The organism is Chryseobacterium sp. FP211-J200 (assembly GCF_001643375.1).
Lineage (GTDB): Bacteria > Bacteroidota > Bacteroidia > Flavobacteriales > Weeksellaceae > Epilithonimonas > Epilithonimonas ginsengisoli.
In genome coordinates, this window is record NZ_LSHB01000013.1 from 44553 (window position 1) to 60011 (window position 15459).

Genomic DNA, 15459 nt, shown 5'->3' on the forward strand with positions numbered 1-15459 from the left:
ATTATTTTTGAGTTAATTTAAAATTGATAATAATGATTTTAAATTTACAACTAAAATGCCAAAGAAAGAAACAACCTCTTAAAATTTTGTTAAAACTTTTTGATATAAGATAAAATCAAAGCAATGGTTTCCTCTTTATTGATGTCTGTATTATCGATGAGGATAGCGTCATCTGCCTGTTTCAGAGGAGAAACCTCCCTTTCACTGTCGATCTTGTCTCTTGAAATCAGATTCTGCTTCACGGTTTCAATATCTGTTTTTTCACCTGCCAATTCCAATTCTAGAAAACGCCTTCTGGCACGTTCGTCCTGACTGGCTGTCATAAAAAATTTGAAATCCGCATTCGGAAGGACAACTGTCCCGATATCTCTGCCATCCATGATCACACCGCCTTTCTCGGCAATATCTCGTTGGGTTTTCAAGAGGAAATTACGAACATCCGCCACCTTTGCAACCTGACTTACATGGTCTGAAACCTGTGGAAAACGGATCTCTTTATTGATATTGTTTCCATTCATGAACAATTGTAGTTCAGCATCAACATTCTGAAACTCCAGATTAATTTTCGGAAGATTTTTTATTAATCGATCGATGTCAACAGCATTATTGTCATCAATACAGTTTTGAAGTGCAAAATAAGTGATACCTCTGTAAAGTGCACCAGTATCCATATGGATCAGGCCGAGAGTCTTTGCAATGATTTTAGAAATGGAACTTTTCCCCGTGGATGAAAATCCGTCGATTGCGATAACCGGTTTTTTTGTCATAGCGCAAAATTAAAAAATTCTGAGATTTTGACATTATGAAATTGAAAGATTAAGAAATTAAGTTTTGAATCTTTATACTTTTTTCTTGAGTCTTAATTTCTATCTTCTATTTCCTCCCAATTCAATTAGATCCAAAGTAAGCCCAAGCATATTGACATTAGAAGCATTGTGATAACGCATGTGGGAATAGTCGAAACGGAAAGACGAGATCTTCAAGCTGAAACCCGCAGACAAACCTGTAAAACTTCTTTGATCGAGAACTGCTAACTCGCCTCCTCTTTTCACATTGTAACCAAATCGGATGTTGAAGGCCTGTCCTGGAAATAACTCAGCACCAAAAGAAAGGTGATCCAAAACTTTTCGCCCAAATTTCGTCGGTTGACCATTGATGTCAGTTGTTGCTGAAATATTAGGTTGCTGAAGGTCGTGAGCCGTAATGGTAAGTGCAGCCGGAAACTCATCCAAGATCTTTGTGTAACCCAGGTCTACCCGGAATGGCAATCTTTCCCGCACACCATTGTAAGGCTGGATCTGATAACCAAAATTTCTAAATACCAAAGCTAAGGTCTCATTACTCTTATCAAAGTAATAAGTGACACCTACATTTGCTGTAATTGCAGAAGATGAGTAGGTATCGATCTTCGAAGTGATATAATTGACATTGGCACCGATCGTCCAATTATCTTCAAACTGATAAGCGTAGCCCAATCCCACAGAAGCATCCATCGCAGAAAAATTTCCGTTGATGATAGAATTCTCATCTGTTCTTGGCATCGAGCCGTAATCCATATACCTTGCATTGAATGACATGAGATGACCAAACTCCAGATCACGGACATAGCTGATACTTCCAATCTTTGTGTCAGCTAAATATGAAGCATAATTCACAGAGATCATATTATCCATATCAATGTTCATCAAGGCTGGATTGGCAGCAGTAAAATTAACATCACTATCACGCACAGAGACTGCATCGCCCAAAACAGCTTGTCTTGGAGAGATCGGAATGTTAAGAAATTGATAAATCGTGGTTCCCGTTTGAGAAAAAACCACACTGGAAATTACGATAAAAAAAAGATTGTAAAAGTTCTTCAACACTGTCTTTTAGCTTTGCAAAAATAATCTATTTTGAGGCTTATCAAAATTTTTCAACGACTATCTTTTTCATTAACGTAATTCTTTTCCTTTCATTATATTTGCACAGTCAAAAATCAAAAATAAATTTGAAACATTAATGACCAATGTTTCAATCGACCAGTAAAAAGTAATAAAAATATAAATGAAATACAAAAGAATCCTTCTGAAACTGAGTGGTGAAGCACTAATGGGAGAACGCCAATACGGAATCGACAATGACAGACTGAAAGAATACGCGGTCGAGATCAAAAAAGTCGTGGATAAAGGCTGCGAAGTTGCAATCGTTATCGGTGGTGGAAACATTTTCAGAGGATTGGCAGGTGCTGCAACCGGAATGGACAGAGTTCAAGGTGATTACATGGGAATGCTGGCAACCGTGATCAACGGAATGGCTTTGCAAGGTGCTTTGGAAGATGCAGGGATCATCACAAGATTACAATCTGCCATCGAAATGGACAAAGTGGCTGAACCCTTTATCAAAAGAAAAGCTGTTCGTCACCTTGAAAAAGGACGCGTGGTGATCTTCGGAGCTGGAACAGGAAACCCCTATTTTACAACAGATACTGCTGCAACACTTAGAGCGATAGAAATTGATGCAGACGTGATTCTAAAAGGAACAAGAGTGGACGGGATCTACGACAGCGACCCTGAGAAAAATGCAGATGCAGTGAAATTCAATAGTTTGTCATTCGATGAAGTGTTTGAGAAAAACCTGAAAGTAATGGATATGACCGCTTTCACACTAAGTCACGAGAACAAATTACCAATCATCGTTTTTGACATGAACAAAGAAGGTAACTTGGAAAAACTGGTAGACGGTGAGAACATCGGAACGCTAGTGAATGTATAAATGATCAAAGATGATTGATAAATGATTCAATTTAAAGTTCAGATATTGTTAGACAGTAACTTTTGAACCTAGAATCCTTGCAGCCCGACTTGAGTGGAAATCCTTTTTTGTGGCTGGAAAGCTAAGGCAAAAAAGATTGACTTCGTCTAACCACTTCGTTAGGTTTGGGAACGGAAGGCGGAAATAGCTGCCCAAATAATATCATTTATCGCTAATCAAACATCATTTATTAAATAATATAATTATCAAATTTTAAATATACAATGGAAGAATTAGAACTCATTGTAGCCTCCGCAAAGCAAGAGATGGATGCTGCAATCAAGCATTTGGAACACGCTTTTCAGAAAATCAGAGCCGGACGTGCTTCTACATCTATGGTTCAGGACGTGATGGTAGAATATTATGGTGCTCCAACGCCTATCACCCAAGTGGCCAATGTTTCTGTGGTAGATGCGATGACGCTTTCTATCCAACCTTGGGACAGAACGGCGATTGGTGCGATCGCAAAAGGAATCGTGAACTCCAACCTTGGATTTGCACCTTCTAACAATGGCGATGTCATCATCATCAACGTTCCACCTTTGACGGAGGAGAGAAGACGCGACCTTGCAAAACAGGCAAAAGGTGAAACTGACCAAACAAAGATCGTGATCAGAAATGCAAGACAAGATGCTAACAAAGAACTGAAAAGATTGGAAGGTGTTGCAGAAGACCTGATCAAAGGTGCTGAGAAGGACATCCAGGATCTGACAGACGCTTACGTGAAAAAGTCTGATGACGCTTACAAAACAAAAGAAGCGGAAATCTTAAAAGTTTAAGTTTCTGTTTTCTTTAATTAATAAAACCTCGCTTCATTTTTGGAGCGAGGTTTTTTTTATAATCCTATTATTTTATTTTATCATAGATCAGCTTCGTCACCACTGCGCCAAACAGATAATAACCCACCGTCATCAGCTTCTTTTGTGTACTTCCCGCAACAGGAGAGTCATCCAATCCCATTTTCTCAGGCAGCATTACCGCTCCTACACCCGCCGCAACACCCGAAACCAGGTTGAAACCGCTGGTCGCCGTAGCAGCATAATAGATTCCGTTGCTAATGACATCACCGGCAAGCGTGGCTGCGTAAAGCTGGTCCTTGTCTGTGATTTTCATATCCACGGTTTCCAAGGATTTATTAAGTGCTTCCTCTCCTACCTTGTTCACTTCTGGAACATTGTCAAAGTTATTTCTTACGATCTCGTGCAAAAGGTTCAGGGCGATCGCGCCACCCAGACCTGCAATTATTTTCTTGTACATATCAGATTGATTTTGGTATTAGGCTTACTTACACAAATTGAGCCACGCATTACATATTACATTACCAATGGTTCAAATCAATAAGAACCATCGCATGACTACAATGCCGTTGCAAAAGCAAACAACCCAAAAAAGATTCCGGGAGAGTTGGCCACTACAATAGGCCAGTCACGGTTCGGCTTTTTCATAAAACCGTAGGTCACCCACAGACTGCAGTTGATCCCTGCCACCAATGGTTGTAGCCAGTCGCCCTTGTCACCATCCATGTTGTGGGAGATTTGTGGGATGTAGGAAAAGTACATGGCCATGGCCGTCACCGTCGCTACCCATCCCAGGATCTGCATAAATTTTCCGTCCATCATACTTGATTTTTTAAGTTGACATCAAAGGTTGAAATTATCATACCGATCAGATGGCAAGGACAATACTGTATCACTTTCTGCAAATATCATTGCTAGATGGCTTGCCGCGTCGGAAGGTCCTGATGGAAGTTATTGTACGTGATGTACAGGTCATAGAAATAGATATCCTGATCCACATATTCCGTCAGTGTCTTCTTATTTCTATTGGTACTTGGAGCCAGATAATAAAGATGTTCTTTGACATGTTTGGTCTTTTTGCCGCAGGTGCAATAGCGCTGATCATCTTTGATGTGGTCCTCAAAATCTATAATACGGACACTGTCCGCCTGATGATCTACAGTTTGATCAAATGTCTTTCTATCCAACGTGAACCATGGTTCCCCGTGATAGAAAAAGTGGTCGATGATTCTAGGATGATGAAGGTCTTTGGGATTCAAGACTGTCGAAGAGTAATATCCATTGCACGTATCGCAATGGGCCAGTTGTAATTCTAGTGCCATAGTTTGTGATTTGATATCGTCTACCTATCAGAATTTGTGCCATTGGATGGGAGGTTCCGGGACATTACCAAAATTTCACACAGCCCATTCGCATCGCCCGGCACCGTAACTTGATGATTATTCTGACGTTAACAAATGATAACATGGATACATCAAATTTATAAAACCCATGCCTCTAATGTTTATATTTACACCAATCCACAAAAGACCACAACGATCAAACATTTCATCAGGATGCAAAATGACACCAGAAGGGAAACCTTGATTTTAAACGGCCAATTCAAAATCATTACAGAACTCGAAGAGTTCAGGATGAGTCTTTGGGTCACAGGTTTTGGATTGCAGGATGCACGCACCGGAGAGGTCATCATCCCTGTGGTCCACATCTTCAATCTCGATCGCTATGTGGCGGACGGCAGTACATTACATGTCGTTTTCCGGATTTATCCACACGGGGCCAAAACCTATGAGGTAGCAATCCACCCCTTCAGAAAAACTTTCGCCTACGAAGATAAGACCTACAGCACAAAGGACTTTTTTAAAACGTTTACAGGAAACGATTTCAATTGAATAGATTCTTCTGCCAGGTCCAGCATATCACACAGGCCGTCAATCTACTTAAGTATTATATCCAACCCAGCACCACTCACACAAAATATTTTATCGGACAATCCGTACTATTCAATATTAATTTTATATTTGTTTTAATAAACAATTAAAAACAAATACAAATGAGTACCATCTACGAAACTGGGCACGCCCGCAACATTGCCAACTTCCAAAAGATGATTGAGTTCGTCACAGAGTACGGCGCAGATTACAACCCATCCAAAAGAAGCCTCACACTCCCCACACTCATCACTTTGAAGGCAGATGCCGACGCAGCACTTCTGGACGTCATCACAAAAAACACACTCTACAACGGCAAGGTCAATACCCGCATAGAAGCATTTGCAGACCTCAGGCCTCTTTCCACACGACTTGTCAATGCCCTTCAGTCTACAGACGCTTCCGCAGAGACCATCAAAGACGCCAAGGCGATCAACAAAAAGATCCAGGGCAAGCGCTCAGCCACACCTCCAGTCCCCACAGACCCCGATCAGCCCGCACCCAACAGCATCTCCGCCAGCCAGCAGTCCTACGACCAGCTCACACAGCATTTCACTGGACTCAAGACCGTTTTGCAAAATGAACCCACCTATATGCCCAACGAGGCAGACCTTCAGATCCCGACCCTGGAAGACCTTATCGCAGACCTTACCACAAAAAACAACGAGGTGGCCAAAGCATACACCAAGATCAGCAATGCAAGGATAGAGCGCGACAAGATCATCTACGACGGCAAAGACAACCTCCTAGAGACCGCCAGCGAGGTCAAGAACTACGTCAAATCCGTATTCGGCGCAGCCAGCCCACAGTACAAGCAGGTCAATGCACTGAGATTCAGAAAATAGAAAGATGTGGTCCATCACAAGCAGCAAGGTCACCACTTCAATAGGACATACAACATCCTTAATGAGAAAGATACCTTCCGTAACAAGAAATAACCTTCCTGTAACAAGAAATACCGATCATGTAATAAGAAATATCGCTACCGCAACAGGAAATATGACAATCGTAACGGGAATTATAACAGGCGTAACGAGAAATATAACCTCAGTAACAAGAAATATGAAGACCGTAACGAGAAATATTCCAACCGTAACGAGAAATATTCCAACCGTAACGAGAATGATGGCTTCCGTAACGTGAAAGCTTCACAATACAAAGCGATAACCAACAGCATAACTGAATTTAGCTTGAAGACCACCTCCACAAAAAAAGCTTTGCACCATTGCAAAGCTTTTTGTTGTTATGATCGTGAGCATTACCCCTCATATCCAGCATCCTCGCTGTAGTTCACCATCCAATACACCCCAAATTGATCTTTGAAGCTCCCGAAATAGTCACCCCAGAACTGGTCCTCCATAGGCATCTCCACCTCGCCACCTACAGATAACGCGTTGAAGATCCTATCCGCCTCATCCCTGCTGTCCGGGAAGATAGAGATATAATTCCCATTCCCCTGATGCAGCGCCTGCCCCATGGATGGTACGATGTCAGACGCCATCAGCAGGTCCTTCCCGATAGGAAGTGCAATGTGCATCACGCGGTTTTTGTCATCCTCGGACAGGTTTTCTGTCCCCGGCGCATTTCCCATTTTCATCACACCTCCTACAAACTCTCCCCCGAAAACGGACTGATAAAACTTGAAAGCCTCCTCTGCTTTCCCATCAAAATTGAGATATGGATTTAATTTTGGCATAGCTTGATTTTTTTAATGTTTAATGACTATGATTGATTTTTAATGAAGTTGATCTGCTAAAGACAACTACTTGTAAGACCTTTAATATCAATTTTCAGAGATCTGCCGGACCGCCGAGCGAAATCCTTAAATATCAATGAGCCTGAACTTTCTCCGGATCGTCATAATTCACCATCCATTGGACCCCGAATTTGTCTTCCCACATACCGAAATAAGCACCCCAAAAAGTGTCCTGAAGTTCCATGGTCACCTTCCCACCTTCGGAGAGCTTGGTAAAAAGATTCAAAGCCTCCTCTCTAGAATCCGTGTTGATGGAAACCGAGAAATCGTTTCCGCTTTTGTGCTCGCCCATTCCCGGTAGAGAATCGCTTCCCATCAAGGTTGTTTCTTTGGAAATTTGAAGTGAGACGTGCATGATCTGGTTCTTGTAAGCGTCTGCCAATGGTGGCATTCCTTCCATCGGTGGCATTTCGCCGAATCTTCCCCAAAAAGGAACCTTGGCCCCAAATGCAGATTCGTAAAATTTGAAAGCTTCTTCACACGCCCCGTGGAATGTGAGATAAGGATTGACAGTTGCCATTCTTTATTTATTTTCTGATCGTTGACAGTTAATGATTCTCAGACAATTCCTTGATGACCTCCAAACCTTTTTTGAAACCTTTGTCAAACATATCTTTGAAATCTTCATGGGAATCTACCTCTACCTTTAATGTAGTTTTCCCATTATTTTCTTCAAGATAATATGCTTCCAAACTGCCGTTCCATGCTTTCACTTTGTCACTGGTCACATCTTCTACGCCATCAGCTATTTCACCCAAATGTTTGAACACCAAATATTTTGGCTCCTCTATTCTCTCGATGGTACTTATCATTCCGTTTTTTTTGCTAGAATCTGTGAAATACGTTTTGCCTCCCACTTCCCAATCCGTTGTCATCTGGGAATCCGGACAGAAGAAGTGTGTCCATTTGGAATAAGTATTTTCATTCCACAAAACATCCCAGACTCTTGCTGCAGATGCATTAATTTCTGTTTGATACTTTAATGTTTCCATAACGTTTTGTTTTTAAGAATTTGCTGCGTCTTCGATATCTTGGATGATGATCTTTTTCATTTTCAGCATTGCGTCGAATGCTTTTTTGTTTTTCTCAGGATTGTCTGTATTTGTGAGCTCGATCAGTCGTTTTGGTGTAATCTGCCAACTGAATCCATATTGGTCCTTCAGCCAACCGCACATACTTTCCTCGCCATTCTCAGTCAATTTATTCCAATAAAAATCGGTTTCTTCCTGATCATCCGTCATCACAACCATCGATGTCCCTTCGGAAAAATTGAAATTGTGTTGATGAGAACTATCCATCGCCATCATCGTATAACCATCAATAATGAACTGTGAATGTCCGATATTACCTTCCGATTCGCCTTGTCCGGGAGGATATTCCATAACGCCTTCGATTTTGGAATTGGGAAAGACTGAAGTGTAGTAGCCCAAAGCTTCCTTGCATTTTCCGTTATTCTTTCCTGTGAACATCATAACGGGTGAGAATTTCTGACTAAAGTGTTCAATACTGTAATAGAGTTGCCAAGATATCCCAAACTGGTCTTCCACCCAAGCATACTTCTCACTCCAGGGATAAGAATCCAGTTCCATCATTACTTTTCCGTTTTCAGAAAGTTTTTGATAGTACTCTTCCACCTCATCTTTAGAATTACAGATCATCATGAGAGACAAGGTAAGATTTGGCTTGAACTGCGGACCCGCATCCAGAAACATCAGCTTTTGCCCTTCGATCTCTACATTGATCACCATAGAAGTGTCCATCGTTATTTTTGAATTCTTAAAAATCGAAGTGTAAAACTTTGCAGCTTCACTCCCATTTTGGTTGAACCAAATGCAGGGAAAAATATCGTTGTTCATAATTGATAATTTAGATATTAGACTTTAGATCAATGAAGTTCCGTAAATCATTGATCGATACTAAATACTTTCAGCATATTTCTTGAAATTATCCAAGATAGCCTGCCATCCGTCTTTCTGGAAATCAAAAGGATTTTGATTTTCCGGGTCGAAGTTTTCTGTGACTTGGGTTTTATTGTCAGATAATTTTTCAAAGATAACTTCTATGTTTCTGCCATCTTCGAAATGATATTTGATAATTTCATTTTTTAATACCTCATCGTAGATCCCAACCATATCAAAACCGAAACTTCCGTCTTTTGCCTGCATTCTTACCTCTAATTTTCCTCGTACATTCAAATCATTTTTTGCTGAAGGGCATTCCCAACTTTCATGTGCGAAGTTCCAATTGATGATGTGTTTGGGATCATTGAAGAAAATCCAAACCTCATTTATTGGTTTATTGATCTCTGTGGTTACTGTCAATTTTTGCATTTTTATTGGTTTTGAATTTGTCTATTTCAAAGTTAAATTTCTTTTTGATCCCACAATTTCAATTGAATAAATTATTTTGACAAAAAAAAATCACTCATAAAAGAGTGATTTTCAATATACTTATTTTTCGAATTTGATAGGATATTTAACATTGCTATAGGTATCGATACTTGCTTTCAAAGAACCTACTGCGAGTTCTGCTTTTATCAGAACCGGGACTCGATTCTGGTCATTGGTGACCCACATCGTAACACCCTCTTTGTCCTTGAAAACACGTCCACTTATGACAGACGGTATAATTTTGAGACAATTGATCTTACCAAATTTGGTATTGATCTTCTCTGTTCCTGCGACTCTTAGTTGGAATGGAAATAATTCGTCATCGATCCAGACACTCATTTTCAAAACGCTTCCAACTTTTAAATTGTCAACACTCCTCAAATAATAGAAACAAGACAAAATGTCCTGAACATCGTTTGGAACTTTCACTGTTTTCGCTGGCCGGTCTGTATGTTTCTTATCCACCAAAACCAAGGTATTATTATAGGTATTGAAGGTACTCTGCAAATGTTGGGTGTAGCTACCTTCGGACACATTTCTGACATAGAACAGAGGCTCTTTCTTGTCACTGATGTAACTTTCATACACATCCTCCACTTTGAAAAAAGCTTTGGCTGCACCACTTGTTTTACCCACGCCTCTCACATAGAAAGCCGATTGGCCTTTATAAGAAGTTTTGGTTGTGGACAAAGTTGCGTTTCCGGCTGTGATAAAACCATAATGAATTCTGAAACCAATGACTTCACCTGGATTGATATTATCAAATTGAGCTGAAAGCACAGAAAAAAAGAAAATCCCGACAAATAAAAAAATATTCTTCATTAATTGTTGTTTGTAAATATTCTATGACAAATTATTTGCCAAAATTAAAAAACAAAAACCCTTCTCGATGAAGGGTTTTGTAAATATATATTAAAATTACATAATATTTGTGCCGTCTGGGATGATCGCATTTTTCTTCACCACCACAATTCCTTCCTTCACAGAATGCGTATCGTAGTCTCCATCTGGATGGTGCTTACCACCAATGATCCTGACATTGTTGCCAATGTAACAGTTCTTGTCAAGAATCGCCTTGTCTATGTAGCAATACTTTCCGATCCCCATACTTGTGATTCCATTGGCCTCATTCTGTACAACTTGTTGCGCTGTCTGATAATAATCCGCTCCCATCACATATGAGTTGACGATCGTAGAACCACGATCGATCCTGGTCCTATTTCCGATGATGCAATTTTCCACTTTATCCGCCATAATGATACAACCGTCTCCAATGATCGTTTTACTCACATATGACCCGTTGATCTTTGATGGAGGAAGCATCCTGGCTCTGGTATAAATAGGATTGGAACTGAACAAATTGAATTGCGGAAGATCCTGGGCAAGGTCAAGATTGGCCTCATAAAAAGATTCGATTGTACCGATATCTGTCCAATATCCATCATACTGATAACTCAAAACACTGTAATTACCTATAGAAGCTGGGATGAAATCTTTACCAAAATCATCACCTTCATGCTCTGAGAACAATTTTCTCAAAACATTTTTGGTAAACACATAGATTCCCATGGATGCCAGATATTCTTTTCCTTTTGATCGGCTCTCATCACTCACTTCTGATTTCCAGTCATCCAAGATATCAAGTCCTGGTTTTTCTGTAAAAGAAGTGATATTGCCTTGTTCATCTGCTTTCATGATCCCAAATCCTGTGGCATCCTTTGCATTTACAGGAATGGTGGCTATGGTAATATCGCCGCCCTGCTCTTTATGAAAATCTATCATTTTCTGGAAATCCATCTGATAAAGCTGATCTCCTGAAAGGATGAGAATATATTCGTACTCATATTTCTCCAGATGTTTCATGGTCTGGCGAACTGCATCCGCCGTTCCCTGATACCAGTTTTCGTTCTCTACATTCTGTTCCGCAGCCAAAATATCTACAAATCCTTTGCTGAAAATATCAAAGTGATAAGAGTTTTTGATGTGTGAATTTAATGATGCTGAATTGAACTGGGTCAGTACTAAGATCCTATTAAGTCCCGAGTTGAGACAATTTGAAATCGGAATATCTACCAATCTGTATTTTCCCGCAATTGGAACTGCTGGTTTTGATCTTGTATTTGTCAATGGGAACAATCGGCTACCTCTACCGCCACCGAGTACAATGGAAATTACACTTTCTTTCATAGATGTGTTTGGTTATTTTAATAAGTTTATTATTTGACTAAAGTTAATAATTGTTTACCAATATTACGCCAATGTGAATCGAAATTTATTAATAATTATAAAGATCCAAATAATTTTGCGCCGATTTTTCCCAGGAGAAATCAAATGACATATTATTATAGATCAAACCCTTCATCAGATCCTTTTGGCTGTAGATATGCAAAGCTCTTTTGATGGCATGTACCGCATCTTCTGCACCAGCATTTGTAAAATTAAGTCCGCTTCCACCTGTCGAAATATCCTGAACAGTGTCTCGCAAACCGCCAGTATATCTCACGATTGGAATCGTCCCATATCTCATAGAGTACATTTGGTTCAGTCCGCAAGGCTCTACTCGGCTTGGCATCAAGAGAAAATCTGCAGAAGCGTAGATCTGATGGGAAAGATATTCCTTATAACCAAGATCAATCGCAAAATTGACATTGAATTTATATTGCAATTCTTTCAGCTTATTTTCTATTTCCTGATTTCCTGAACCTAAAACGATGATATTCAAAGCGCCGTTGGTTTCCTGAATGCTTCTTTCCACAATCTCTGGCAACAGATCAGCGCCTTTCTCACCAGCAAATCTGCCTATAAATCCAAAAAGAGGAAGATTAGGATTAAGGCCATACTCTGCACAGATCACTTTTTTATTTTCCCACTTTCCTTCTTCCGCGTAGTCTTTGTTATAATTGAATTTTAGCATTTCATCGGTTTGAGGGTCCCAAACTTCCATATCGATTCCATTAATAATTCCGAAAGCTTTTTGACGTTCCTGATTCATCAATGGTTCGAGACCTTGAAAACTGTAGAACAATTCCTGCAAATAACCACCAGAAACCGCATTGAAAGCATTACAACTTTTGATCATCGCCGCCATTGGATTAATTCTTCCATTCCAGTCTAGAAGACCCGACCTCCAGCCATCAAAATGTGGAAGGAAGCTTGACATTTTCCAATCCATGCTTCCCTGATATTCACCGTTGTGAATGGTTCCAATAGTTTTGACGCCTTTCAAAAAGCTAAATTCATAACAATTATCAATCATGAAGGGAACCAATCCAGTATGATAATCATGGCAATGAAAAACATCTGGACGGATCTGCATCGCACTTAGCCAATGCAAAACTGCGTGTTGAAACGCAATGAACTGCTGACTCTCATCCCAATAGCCATAAACACTTTCTCTATCCAATAGTCCCGGAATTTTAACCAAATAAAGGTCAAAACCGAGAGCATTGCTTTTCTCTTTGAAAACCTGAACCTGATACATGTTAAAAGACTGATGGATAAAACCATCAAAGACCACTTCGAACTCGTGGTTATAGAAAAATGGTTTGTTGTACCAAGGCATGATGACGCTGGCATCCAAGCCCATTTGGTTCTGATATTTAGGCAAAGCTCCTACTACATCTGCCAATCCACCAACTTTCGCCACTGGATAACATTCCATAGAAAGGTGAAATATTTTCATATTAATCTTCTTGATTATTTATTTTTTCTTTTTGATAAAATTTTTAATTGTTCGGTTTGGCTTTACAATTTTAGTCTGTTTCAAAACCAAACCTGATAACGGCGGCAATCTTAAAATGATCGACTTTTCCCGATTGTCCCAACCTTCATCCAACTCCTGAGAAATGACGGCTTCCACTCCGCTTCCGCTATATTTTGTATCATCAGAGTTGAGAATGACTTCCCACTTTGTATCTTCTTCTACGCCAATTCTGTAATCAAAACTATTGGGTGTTAGATTCAGGACGGTCATTAGAACGTCTTTGTTTTCCTTACTTTTTCTTAGATAAATAAAGATTGAATTATCTGTATCGTCAGCGTTTATCCATTCATAACCATTTGGCGAAAACTGCTGTTCGTAAAGAGCGGGATTCGACCTGTAAAGCAAATTGAGGTCTCTTACAAAATTCTGAAGATTCTTATGAATCGGATATTCCAGCAAATGCCAATCGAGAGATGTTGTAAAATTCCACTCGTTGGTTTGGGCGATCTCGTCACCCATAAATAATAATTTTGCGCCTGGATTTGTGAACATATAAACATACATCGCACGAAGATTCGCAAATTTCTGCCACTCATCGCCTGGCATTTTATAGATCAAACTACTTTTCCCATGAACAACCTCATCGTGGGAAAGTGGCATCATATAATTTTCGTTATACATGTACACACTGGTGAAAGTGATTTTGTCATGATGATATTTTCTCGCGATTGGATCTTCCTTAAAATAATCCAGTGTGTCGTGCATCCAACCCATCATCCATTTCATTCCGAAACCGATTCCGTCTTCGTGAACTGGTTTTGTGAGTCTTGGAAAATCGGAACTTTCTTCAGCAATCGTCTGCACATCCGGGAATTCGCCGTAAACCGCGATATTAAAATCCTGCAGGAACTGTTTTGCTTCCAGATTGACATTGGTTCCATAGATATTCGGTTCCCATTCTCCCTCGTTTCTGGAATAATCGAGATGAAGCATGGATGTTACCGCATCCACCCGAAGTCCGTCCGCATGATATCTGTCGAGCCAAAAGATGGCATTTGAAATTAAAAAAGATTTGACTTCCGGCCTTCCGTAATTGAAAATATAAGATTTCCAATCGGGGTGAAAACCTTTTCGTGGATCTTCGTGTTCGTAAAGAAAAGAGCCATCGAAAAAGTGTAAACCATTGGCATCACCTGGAAAATGCGAAGGCACCCAATCCAGAAAAACACCTATATTATTTTTATGAAGTTCGGAAATCAGAAACATCAATTCCTGTGGAGAACCAAATCTGTTCGTAGCGGCGTAAAATCCGGTGATTTGATAACCCCAACTCGGGTCGTACGGATATTCCATCACGGGCATAAATTCTACGTGGGTAAAATTCATGGCTTTGAGATATGGAACTAATTTGTCTGCAATTTCGCCGTAACTAAGAAAACGTTCCTGATTTCCGGGATCACGCATCCACGAACCGAGATGAACCTCGTAAACAGACATTGGAGATTCCAGACTGTTGTACTTTGCACGGTTCTTCATCCAATCTTTGTCTTCCCATTCGTACCAAGTGGTACAAACAACCGAACCTGCCTGTAAAGCATTTTCAAAGCAAAGTGCATAAGGATCTGCTTTCTCAAGAAGAATTCCTTTGTTGGTTCGGATTCCGTATTTGTAAACTTCACCAAAATCAAGTCCGGGAATAAAACCTTCCCAAATCCCTGATTGGTCCCAACGTCCCGCCAACTGATGAGAAAATGAGTTCCATTGGTTGAAATTTCCAATTACCGAAACTTCCGTTGCTGTTGGTGCCCAAACTGAGAAATAAACGCCGGAAACGCCATCCACCTCAACTTTGTGAGAACCAAATTTTTCGTAGAGTCTGGTGTGTTTTCCCGAACGGAAAAGATAAATATCGAAGTCGGAAAATAGAGAGTAAGGCTGCACCTGCATAGATTATAATTGATAAATTATGAATGATAAATTATAAATGTCTTAAAACCAATTTCTTAATTCTTTAAATCTTTCCAACTTCTATAACCGTTGTTTACAACATTACCAAGATAAAGAAATTAATCATTACATAACAAAAAAG

At 40.0% G+C, this 15459-nt stretch carries 19 protein-coding genes; 5 read left to right on the forward strand and 14 right to left on the reverse strand.

What is annotated here, in order from left to right; translation table 11 throughout:
* Window positions 1–89: 89 nt before the first annotated feature.
* Window positions 90–767 (reverse strand): (d)CMP kinase, encoded by a 678-nt coding sequence (cmk, locus tag AXA65_RS05495; RefSeq protein ID WP_063969118.1) that lies wholly within the window; start codon window positions 765–767, stop codon window positions 90–92.
* A 99-nt stretch (window positions 768–866) separates the two neighbouring features.
* A complete protein-coding gene (porQ, locus tag AXA65_RS05500) occupies window positions 867–1862 on the reverse strand; it encodes a type IX secretion system protein PorQ (RefSeq protein ID WP_063969161.1) in 996 nt (331 codons plus the stop codon).
* 184 nt (window positions 1863–2046) lie between these two features.
* Here porQ and pyrH point away from each other — a divergent pair, with 184 nt between their 5' ends.
* A complete protein-coding gene (pyrH, locus tag AXA65_RS05505) occupies window positions 2047–2754 on the forward strand; it encodes a UMP kinase (protein ID WP_063969119.1) in 708 nt (235 codons plus the stop codon).
* A 263-nt stretch (window positions 2755–3017) separates the two neighbouring features.
* Window positions 3018–3572 carry a ribosome recycling factor gene (gene frr / locus AXA65_RS05510; RefSeq protein WP_063969120.1) on the forward strand — a complete coding sequence of 185 codons (555 nt, stop codon included), beginning with the start codon at window positions 3018–3020 and terminating at the stop codon, window positions 3570–3572.
* Window positions 3573–3639: 67 nt separating this feature from the next.
* On the opposite strand, the gene AXA65_RS05515 is transcribed toward frr, so the two are convergent.
* The 3 genes from AXA65_RS05515 to AXA65_RS05525 form a co-directional block, all read right to left on the reverse strand.
* Window positions 3640–4050 carry a hypothetical protein gene (locus AXA65_RS05515; protein WP_063969121.1) on the reverse strand — a complete coding sequence of 137 codons (411 nt, stop codon included), beginning with the start codon at window positions 4048–4050 and terminating at the stop codon, window positions 3640–3642.
* Window positions 4051–4148: 98 nt separating this feature from the next.
* Window positions 4149–4412: a SemiSWEET family transporter gene (locus AXA65_RS05520; RefSeq protein WP_063969122.1), complete on the reverse strand. Its 264-nt coding sequence runs from the start codon at window positions 4410–4412 to the stop codon at window positions 4149–4151.
* A 92-nt stretch (window positions 4413–4504) separates the two neighbouring features.
* Window positions 4505–4912, reverse strand: a complete 408-nt coding sequence (locus AXA65_RS05525; RefSeq protein ID WP_063969123.1) for a hypothetical protein — start codon at window positions 4910–4912, stop codon at window positions 4505–4507.
* Between the two features lie 135 nt (window positions 4913–5047).
* Between AXA65_RS05525 and AXA65_RS05530 the strand changes: the two genes are divergently transcribed.
* From AXA65_RS05530 to AXA65_RS05540, 3 genes are all read left to right on the forward strand, one after another.
* Window positions 5048–5482, forward strand: coding sequence for a hypothetical protein (locus AXA65_RS05530; RefSeq protein WP_218281606.1), 435 nt, complete (start codon window positions 5048–5050; stop codon window positions 5480–5482).
* A 161-nt stretch (window positions 5483–5643) separates the two neighbouring features.
* The gene (locus AXA65_RS05535; RefSeq protein WP_063969124.1) at window positions 5644–6366 is read left to right on the forward strand and encodes a hypothetical protein; all 723 of its coding nucleotides are present in this window, start codon (window positions 5644–5646) and stop codon (window positions 6364–6366) included.
* Window positions 6367–6427: 61 nt separating this feature from the next.
* Complete coding sequence (locus AXA65_RS05540; protein ID WP_063969125.1) at window positions 6428–6664, forward strand: hypothetical protein; 237 nt, start codon at window positions 6428–6430, stop codon at window positions 6662–6664.
* A gap of 115 nt (window positions 6665–6779) precedes the next feature.
* On the opposite strand, the gene AXA65_RS05545 is transcribed toward AXA65_RS05540, so the two are convergent.
* The 9 genes from AXA65_RS05545 to glgB all read right to left on the reverse strand — a co-directional run bounded on the left by AXA65_RS05545 (window position 6780) and on the right by glgB (window position 15317).
* Window positions 6780–7217, reverse strand: a complete 438-nt coding sequence (locus AXA65_RS05545) for a VOC family protein (protein ID WP_063969126.1) — start codon at window positions 7215–7217, stop codon at window positions 6780–6782.
* Between the two features lie 133 nt (window positions 7218–7350).
* Window positions 7351–7797: a VOC family protein gene (locus tag AXA65_RS05550; protein WP_063969127.1), complete on the reverse strand. Its 447-nt coding sequence runs from the start codon at window positions 7795–7797 to the stop codon at window positions 7351–7353.
* Window positions 7798–7825: 28 nt separating this feature from the next.
* Complete coding sequence (locus AXA65_RS05555) at window positions 7826–8269, reverse strand: SRPBCC family protein (RefSeq protein WP_063969128.1); 444 nt, start codon at window positions 8267–8269, stop codon at window positions 7826–7828.
* 12 nt (window positions 8270–8281) lie between these two features.
* Window positions 8282–9133, reverse strand: a complete 852-nt coding sequence (locus AXA65_RS05560) for a VOC family protein (protein ID WP_063969129.1) — start codon at window positions 9131–9133, stop codon at window positions 8282–8284.
* A gap of 60 nt (window positions 9134–9193) precedes the next feature.
* Entirely contained in the window at window positions 9194–9607 is a 414-nt protein-coding gene (locus tag AXA65_RS05565) for an SRPBCC domain-containing protein (RefSeq protein WP_063969130.1), read from the reverse strand.
* A gap of 120 nt (window positions 9608–9727) precedes the next feature.
* Window positions 9728–10489, reverse strand: a complete 762-nt coding sequence (locus AXA65_RS05570; protein WP_063969131.1) for a DUF3108 domain-containing protein — start codon at window positions 10487–10489, stop codon at window positions 9728–9730.
* 96 nt (window positions 10490–10585) lie between these two features.
* Complete coding sequence (locus tag AXA65_RS05575; protein ID WP_063969132.1) at window positions 10586–11854, reverse strand: glucose-1-phosphate adenylyltransferase; 1269 nt, start codon at window positions 11852–11854, stop codon at window positions 10586–10588.
* An 88-nt stretch (window positions 11855–11942) separates the two neighbouring features.
* Window positions 11943–13349 (reverse strand): glycogen synthase, encoded by a 1407-nt coding sequence (locus tag AXA65_RS05580; RefSeq protein WP_063969133.1) that lies wholly within the window; start codon window positions 13347–13349, stop codon window positions 11943–11945.
* Window positions 13350–13367: 18 nt separating this feature from the next.
* Window positions 13368–15317, reverse strand: a complete 1950-nt coding sequence (gene glgB / locus AXA65_RS05585; protein ID WP_063969134.1) for a 1,4-alpha-glucan branching protein GlgB — start codon at window positions 15315–15317, stop codon at window positions 13368–13370.
* Window positions 15318–15459 lie beyond the last annotated feature (142 nt).

Excerpts from the sequence above, each read along its gene's own strand:
- cmk (WP_063969118.1), bottom strand. The coding sequence starts at position 767 with ATGACAAAAAAACCGGTTATCGCAATCGACGGATTTTCATCCACGGGG.
- pyrH (WP_063969119.1), top strand. The coding sequence starts at position 2,047 with ATGAAATACAAAAGAATCCTTCTGAAACTGAGTGGTGAAGCACTAATG.
- frr (WP_063969120.1), top strand. The coding sequence starts at position 3,018 with ATGGAAGAATTAGAACTCATTGTAGCCTCCGCAAAGCAAGAGATGGAT.
- AXA65_RS05515 (WP_063969121.1), bottom strand. The coding sequence starts at position 4,050 with ATGTACAAGAAAATAATTGCAGGTCTGGGTGGCGCGATCGCCCTGAAC.
- AXA65_RS05520 (WP_063969122.1), bottom strand. The coding sequence starts at position 4,412 with ATGATGGACGGAAAATTTATGCAGATCCTGGGATGGGTAGCGACGGTG.
- AXA65_RS05525 (WP_063969123.1), bottom strand. The coding sequence starts at position 4,912 with ATGGCACTAGAATTACAACTGGCCCATTGCGATACGTGCAATGGATAT.
- AXA65_RS05530 (WP_218281606.1), top strand. The coding sequence starts at position 5,048 with ATGATAACATGGATACATCAAATTTATAAAACCCATGCCTCTAATGTT.
- AXA65_RS05535 (WP_063969124.1), top strand. The coding sequence starts at position 5,644 with ATGAGTACCATCTACGAAACTGGGCACGCCCGCAACATTGCCAACTTC.
- AXA65_RS05540 (WP_063969125.1), top strand. The coding sequence starts at position 6,428 with ATGAGAAAGATACCTTCCGTAACAAGAAATAACCTTCCTGTAACAAGA.
- AXA65_RS05545 (WP_063969126.1), bottom strand. The coding sequence starts at position 7,217 with ATGCCAAAATTAAATCCATATCTCAATTTTGATGGGAAAGCAGAGGAG.
- AXA65_RS05550 (WP_063969127.1), bottom strand. The coding sequence starts at position 7,797 with ATGGCAACTGTCAATCCTTATCTCACATTCCACGGGGCGTGTGAAGAA.
- AXA65_RS05555 (WP_063969128.1), bottom strand. The coding sequence starts at position 8,269 with ATGGAAACATTAAAGTATCAAACAGAAATTAATGCATCTGCAGCAAGA.
- AXA65_RS05560 (WP_063969129.1), bottom strand. The coding sequence starts at position 9,133 with ATGAACAACGATATTTTTCCCTGCATTTGGTTCAACCAAAATGGGAGT.
- AXA65_RS05565 (WP_063969130.1), bottom strand. The coding sequence starts at position 9,607 with ATGCAAAAATTGACAGTAACCACAGAGATCAATAAACCAATAAATGAG.
- AXA65_RS05570 (WP_063969131.1), bottom strand. The coding sequence starts at position 10,489 with ATGAAGAATATTTTTTTATTTGTCGGGATTTTCTTTTTTTCTGTGCTT.
- AXA65_RS05575 (WP_063969132.1), bottom strand. The coding sequence starts at position 11,854 with ATGAAAGAAAGTGTAATTTCCATTGTACTCGGTGGCGGTAGAGGTAGC.
- AXA65_RS05580 (WP_063969133.1), bottom strand. The coding sequence starts at position 13,349 with ATGAAAATATTTCACCTTTCTATGGAATGTTATCCAGTGGCGAAAGTT.
- glgB (WP_063969134.1), bottom strand. The coding sequence starts at position 15,317 with ATGCAGGTGCAGCCTTACTCTCTATTTTCCGACTTCGATATTTATCTT.